At 73.4% G+C, this 5,633-nt stretch carries 7 protein-coding genes; all 7 read left to right on the top strand.

The window, feature by feature from the left end:
* Positions 1–182 precede the first annotated feature (182 nt).
* Positions 183–554: a DUF6511 domain-containing protein gene (locus K1J50_RS19365; protein ID WP_255575459.1), complete on the top strand. Its 372-nt coding sequence runs from the start codon at positions 183–185 to the stop codon at positions 552–554.
* A complete protein-coding gene (locus K1J50_RS18400; protein WP_141855589.1) occupies positions 554–1,315 on the top strand; it encodes a YqaJ viral recombinase family protein in 762 nt (253 codons plus the stop codon). The genes K1J50_RS19365 and K1J50_RS18400 overlap by 1 nt, the downstream gene beginning before the upstream one ends.
* Positions 1,276–3,696, top strand: coding sequence for a phage/plasmid primase, P4 family (locus tag K1J50_RS18395; protein WP_220119210.1), 2,421 nt, complete (start codon positions 1,276–1,278; stop codon positions 3,694–3,696). The genes K1J50_RS18400 and K1J50_RS18395 overlap by 40 nt, the downstream gene beginning before the upstream one ends.
* 105 nt (positions 3,697–3,801) lie before the next feature.
* Entirely contained in the window at positions 3,802–4,275 is a 474-nt protein-coding gene (locus tag K1J50_RS18390; protein ID WP_037301628.1) for a hypothetical protein, read from the top strand.
* Positions 4,272–4,499 carry a hypothetical protein gene (locus tag K1J50_RS18385; protein WP_192898699.1) on the top strand — a complete coding sequence of 76 codons (228 nt, stop codon included), beginning with the start codon at positions 4,272–4,274 and terminating at the stop codon, positions 4,497–4,499. Before K1J50_RS18390 ends, K1J50_RS18385 begins: the two co-directional genes overlap by 4 nt.
* Positions 4,489–5,040 carry a hypothetical protein gene (locus tag K1J50_RS18380; protein ID WP_135468456.1) on the top strand — a complete coding sequence of 184 codons (552 nt, stop codon included), beginning with the start codon at positions 4,489–4,491 and terminating at the stop codon, positions 5,038–5,040. Before K1J50_RS18385 ends, K1J50_RS18380 begins: the two co-directional genes overlap by 11 nt.
* Before the next feature lie 314 nt (positions 5,041–5,354).
* Positions 5,355–5,633, top strand: a 279-nt coding sequence (locus K1J50_RS18375) for a ParB/Srx family N-terminal domain-containing protein (protein ID WP_220119209.1), incomplete at its 3' end; no start/stop codon positions are given.

The raw sequence follows: 5,633 nt of genomic DNA, 5'->3' as shown, positions 1-5,633 counted from the left end.
CCGCCCGCCAGCGCGAGCTGCTCATCAAGGCCGGCGATGCCGATCCGGCGCTCGACTTCGGGCTGTCGAAGTACGCGGCGAACTGCCGGCTGAACTTCCTCTGGCACCGGCCGCAGATCCTGGCCGCTGTGTTTCCCAAGGGCATCGCGAGGGCGGCATGACGCCGGCGTTCGATCATGCCGTTGGCACCCGCACCGCGCGCGCTCTGCGCCGTCTGCCGGCGGCGGGCGCGCGGCTTCGGCTGGTTCGACCCGACCTCCTCGAAGCCGCCGCGGCCTTCCGTCTCCTTCTGCTCCATCACCTGCCAGAAGTGGTGGACGCGGCGCGCCGCCCGGGAGGCGCCCGCCATGGTTGACCTCACCGAACAGGAGCGCGCCGCCCTGCGCGCCGCGATCCGCGCCATGGCCGAGGTGATGGCCGAGATCGGCTGGACCACGCCGCTGAACGCGCTGTCGGAGCAGCAGGTGCTGACGCTCGCGGAGGTGGCCGTCGGCGCCTTCCAGGACGCGATGCGGCCGTCCTGTCCGTCCACCTCCCCGGAGGTTCCCTTCTGATGACGGAGGCCAGCCTCGACTTCAATCACCGCCCGAAGCCGCCGACCGCGGCCGAGGCGATCAACGCCCTGATCGACGCGGCGCTGGTGGCGGAGAACGGCACGCGGGCGCGCCGCGAGTATCTCGGCGGCTCGCGGCTGGGCGATCCCTGCGCGCGGCGCCTGCAGTACGAGTTCCTCGACGTCCCGCGCGACCCGGACACCGGCTTCTCGGGCCAGACGCTCCGCGTCTTCGCGGTGGGGCATGTCTTCGAGGATCTGGCGATCGGCTGGCTCCGGCGCGCCGGCTTCGACCTGCGCACCCGCAGCCGCAGCGGCGAGCAGTTCGGCTTCTCGGTCGCGGCCGGCCGCGTGCAGGGCCACATCGACGGCGTGGTCGTGGCAGCGCCAGCCTCCGCCCAGAGCGTCGTCGCCGTCCCGGCGCTGTGGGAATGCAAGTCGGCCAACGCCCGCAACTGGAAGGAGATCGTCCGGCGCGGCGTCGCCGCGGCCAAGCCGATCTACGCGGCGCAGGTCGCGCTCTACCAGGCGTACATGGGCCTGACCGAGGCGCCGGCCCTGTTCACCGCGGTGAACAAGGACACCGCCGAGCTGCACCACGAGCTGGTGCCCTTCGACGGCGCGCTGGCCCAGGCCACCAGCGACAAGGCGGTGCGCGTCCTGCAGGCCTGCGACGCCGGCGAGTGGCTGCCGCGCATCGCCGCCGAGCCCGATCACCCCGAATGTGCGCGCTGCCCCTGGCGCACGCGGTGCTGGTCATGAGCGCCGCCGAGGTGAACCCGCCGATGCCGGTCGCCCCCGATCCCGCCATGGTCGCGGCCTATGCCGAGATGGTCTTCGGCTGGTGCGAGGGCTGGGTCGCGGTCCGGGCGCTGGCCGAGAAGGGCGGGCCCGACCGCGCGCCGCACACGCCCTTCCTGCCCGCCGATGGCGAGCTGCCGGCGAAGCTCGCCGTGCAGGCGCGCTGGGCCGCCGAGGCGGGCATGGCGCTCTACGTCATCCCTGGCACGGTCGTCGCACCCGGCCAGGCCAGCGCCGAGCACATCGTGCAGATGCAGGTGGTGCTGGTCGATCTCGACGGCGGCGACATCGCCGCGAAGCGGGCGCATCTGGTCCGGCACCTCGGCCCGCCCAGCCTCGAGGTCGCCTCGGGCGGCGTCACGCCGGAGGGCCAGGCGAAGCTCCACCTCTACTGGCGGCTCACCGAGCCGGCCACCGGCGAGGACCTGGCCACGGTGTGCCGGCTGCGGCACGCGATCGCGGTGAAGGTCGGCGGCGATCCGGCCTTCCGCTCGGCGCACCAGCCGATCCGCGTCGCCGGGTCTGTCCATGCCAAGGGCGGGCAGCCGAGGCTGGTCGCCATCCTCTCCTCGGGCGGCGCGGACCGCGACCTCACGGAGTTCGCCGAGGCGGTGCTCGCCATGCCGCCCCTGGCGGGGGTGGGCAGCGAGGTGACGCCGGACCCGGCGGAGGACCCGCTCGACTTCAACGGCGCCGGCCGCGGCGAGGTGACCGAGCTCTTCGCCCAGGTGGTGCGCGAGGGCGGCGCCGATGGCCTCACCCGCTTCGAGGCGCTCTCCCGCATCATCGGCTACTGGATCCGCCGCTGCCAGGACGGCTTCGTCACCGCGGCCCAGGCTTGGCAGGAGATCCAGGACTACAACGCCGCACGGATCAGCCCGCCCTGGCCCGAGGACCGGCTGCGCCAGGAGGCGGAGCGGCTGTGGCGCCGCGCCGAGGCCAGTCACCCCGGCACAGGTGCAGGCGAGCCCGACCAGGCCGTAGCCGAGGGCGATGGGCCGGGCGACGATGGCCCGCTGCCGGTCGGCTTCACCGAGGACGCCCTCGCCGCCGCGTTCAGCGCGCAGCATGGCGAGGACTGGCGGCATGTCGCGGTCTGGGGCGCCTGGCTCACCTGGACCGGAACGCGCTGGGAGCGCGAGGGCACGCTGCGCGCCTTCGACCTCGCCCGCCACGTCTGCCGCGCCGCGGCCAACCGCGCCAACAACGCCAGGGTCCGCACGAAGCTCTCCCAGGCCGCAACCGTCGCCGCCGTCGAGCGCCTGGCGCGCGCCGATCGGCGCCACGCCACCACCGCCGAGGTCTGGGACCGCGATCCCTGGCTGCTGAACACCCCGGCCGGCGTCGTGGATCTGCGCAGCGGCGCGCTCGCCCCGCACGACCGCGCCCTCTGCATGACCAAGATCACCACCGCCGCGCCCCGGGGCGACTGCCCGGCTTGGCTCGCCTTCCTCGCCCAGGTCACGGGCGGCGACGCCGAGCTGCAGGCCTACCTCCGCCGGGTGGTCGGCTACGCGCTCACCGGCGTGACCACCGAGCACGCGCTGTTCTTCCTCTACGGCACCGGCGCCAACGGCAAGTCGGTGTTCCTCAACACGCTCACCGCCCTCCTCGGCGACTACGCCACCGTCGCGCCCATGGACATGTTCATGGCGACCAGCGGCGAACGCCATCCGACCGACATGGCCGGGCTGCGCGGCGCCCGCATCGTCACCTCGATCGAGACCGAGCAGGGCAGCCGCTGGGCCGAGAGCAAGCTCAAGGCGCTTACGGGGGGCGACCGCATCACCGCGCGCTTCATGCGGCAGGACTTTTTCGAGTTCACCCCGCAGTTCAAGCTGCTGGTCGCGGGCAACCACAAGCCAGCGATCCGCAATGTCGACGAGGCGATGCGGCGGCGGCTGCACATGGTGCCGTTCACGGTCACCATCCCGCCCGCCCGGCGCGACAAGCGCCTGCCCGAGCGGCTGCTCGCGGAGCGCGACGGCATCCTCGCCTGGGCGATCGAGGGCTGCCTCGAATGGCAGCGCGTCGGGCTCCGCCCGCCCGCCACCGTGCTCGCCGCCACCGACGAGTACTTCGAGGCGGAGGACGCGCTGGGGCGGTGGATCGAGGAGTGCTGCGAGCGCGGCAGCCAGCACAGCGAGGCGACTGCGGCCCTCTACGCGTCGTGGAAGGCCTGGGCCGAAGCCAGCGGCGAATTCGTCGGCTCGATCAAGCGCTTCTCGCAGACGCTGAGCGCGCGCGGGTTTTCGCCCCACCGCACCAGCGCGCAGCGCTGCTTCATCGGCCTGCGCCTGCGCGCGAACACAACCCATTCCGAAATCGAGATGGAGTTCTGAGCGATGACCGATTGTGACGGATTGACGCGTCACTCCCCTATTGATGCCCTCGCGTGCGCGCGCGCGCGTGAGCAGTCAATGGAAAAACCCGCCGCAATCGTCACCATGCGTCACGGAAGCCTGCTCGCCCTCGACCTCGGCAGCTCTCTCGGCTGGGCGCTGCGGCTGCCGGATGGCAGCATCGCCTCCGGCACCGCCGCCTTTCGGCCCGGCCGCTTCGAGGGCGGCGGCATGGGCTGGCTGCGCTTCCGCCGCTGGCTGGACAGCATGGGCTCGAGCGCCGGCCCGCTCGGCAGCGTCGTCTTCGAGGAGGTGCGGCGGCACGCCGGCACCACCGCCGCCCATGTCTATGGCGGCTTCCTCGCGCACCTGACCGCCTGGTGCGAAGGCGCCGGCGTCCCCTACCAGGGCGTCCCGGTCGGCACGATCAAGCGCTTCGCGACCGGCAAGGGCAATGCACCGAAGGAGGCGGTGATCGCCGCCATGCGGGCGCGCGGCTTCGCGCCGGCGGACGACAATGAGGCGGATGCCCTCGCCCTGCTGCTGTGGGCGATCGACGCCCGGGGCGGTGTGCAGTGAGGCTGCCCGGCGCGCCGGCGCTGCCGCGATGCCCCCTCGGCCGCGAGCCGAGCCCCGCCAACCCGGCCGACCTCGAGGCCATGCGCCGGCGCGTCTGGCGCGAGCAGGGCGTCGTCGCCCTCCGCCTCGATGACATCGCCGATCCCTGGCTCCGCCAGGCCCTGACCAACGAGGCGACGCGGCGCTGGGGGCCGCGCACAGGAGGCCCGAGCCATGGCCGGTAAGCGCAAGAAGAAGGCCCGCACCCGGGAGGAGAGCCTCGCCCTGCCGAGCCGGTGGCGCCTGCAGCATGGCGGCTTCAGCGAGCCCGTCCGCGAGGCCGATCCGGAGACCGGCGCGCCCGTCCTCCATCGCCGCGCCATCGACACCCTTGGCCTGATGCTCGCCAACGGCACCATCACCCAGGAGATGCACGATGCGGGCGGCTGCTTCCGGGTGCTGTTCCGGCGCGCCGCGCTGGACGGCATGGTGCGCGCCTCCCTGCTGCGCCTGCCAGGCCGGACCGCCGACGCGCTGTCCGAGCGCGCCATGGACGCGCGACGGCGCGTGGCCGAGGCGCTCGACGCGCTGGGCGGTCACGACAGCGCCGCCGGCTCCTGCGCCTGGCACGTGCTCGGCCTCGAGATGTCGGTGCGCGAGTGGGCGACGCGCCAGGGCTGGGGAGGGCGGCCGGTCTCGCCGCCGCAGGCGCAGGGCATGCTGGTCGCAACGCTCGGTGTGCTGGCGGGGCACTTCGGCCTCGTGCCGCGGACGAGGGCGGCGTGACGGCCGCACGCCGTGACCCGGCTTCGGAGCGAAAACAAAGGAACGCCTGCGCGGAAATGTCGCGTTGCGCCCTGGAATCCGTCTGTCCTATCCTGCGGCCAACTTGAAGATGCGCGAGCGCGAAGCGGCCGACCAGCCACAGCGTCGCTCGATCGAGACAGTGGCTCGCGAGCCGCAGGGTCCTTCCTGGGCCTGGCGTATGCGGGACGCGGAAGCGCGCGAGCCGCCTAGCGTCAGCCCCGTTTTCCAGGTTGCCAGCGCCGCCAGGTTGCCAGCCGCGGCGCCCCCTCCGTTCCACCATCACGCAGGTCCCGATGCCCCAGGCCCCATGGGCTGCGAGCGCCGTCGAGGCGCGCGCGGTCGCCTCGCTGCTGCCCTATGCCGGCAATGCGCGCACGCATTCCGACGAGCAGGTGGCGCAGATCGCGGCCAGCATCCTCGAGTTCGGCTTCGTCGCGCCGGTGCTGGTGGACGAGCGCGGCGAGGTCATCGCCGGCCACGGCCGGCTGCTGGCCGCGCAGTCCCTCGGCCTCGCCACGGTCCCGACGATCGTCCGCGCCGGCCTGACCGAGGCGCAGAAGGCCGCCTATCGG

The sequence above is a fragment of the Caldovatus aquaticus genome (assembly GCF_019458025.1).
GTDB classification, from domain to species: domain Bacteria; phylum Pseudomonadota; class Alphaproteobacteria; order Acetobacterales; family Acetobacteraceae; genus Caldovatus; species Caldovatus aquaticus.
The sequence above is the reverse complement of the archived record's forward strand: the minus strand, read 5'-3'. Positions and strand labels throughout refer to the sequence as shown.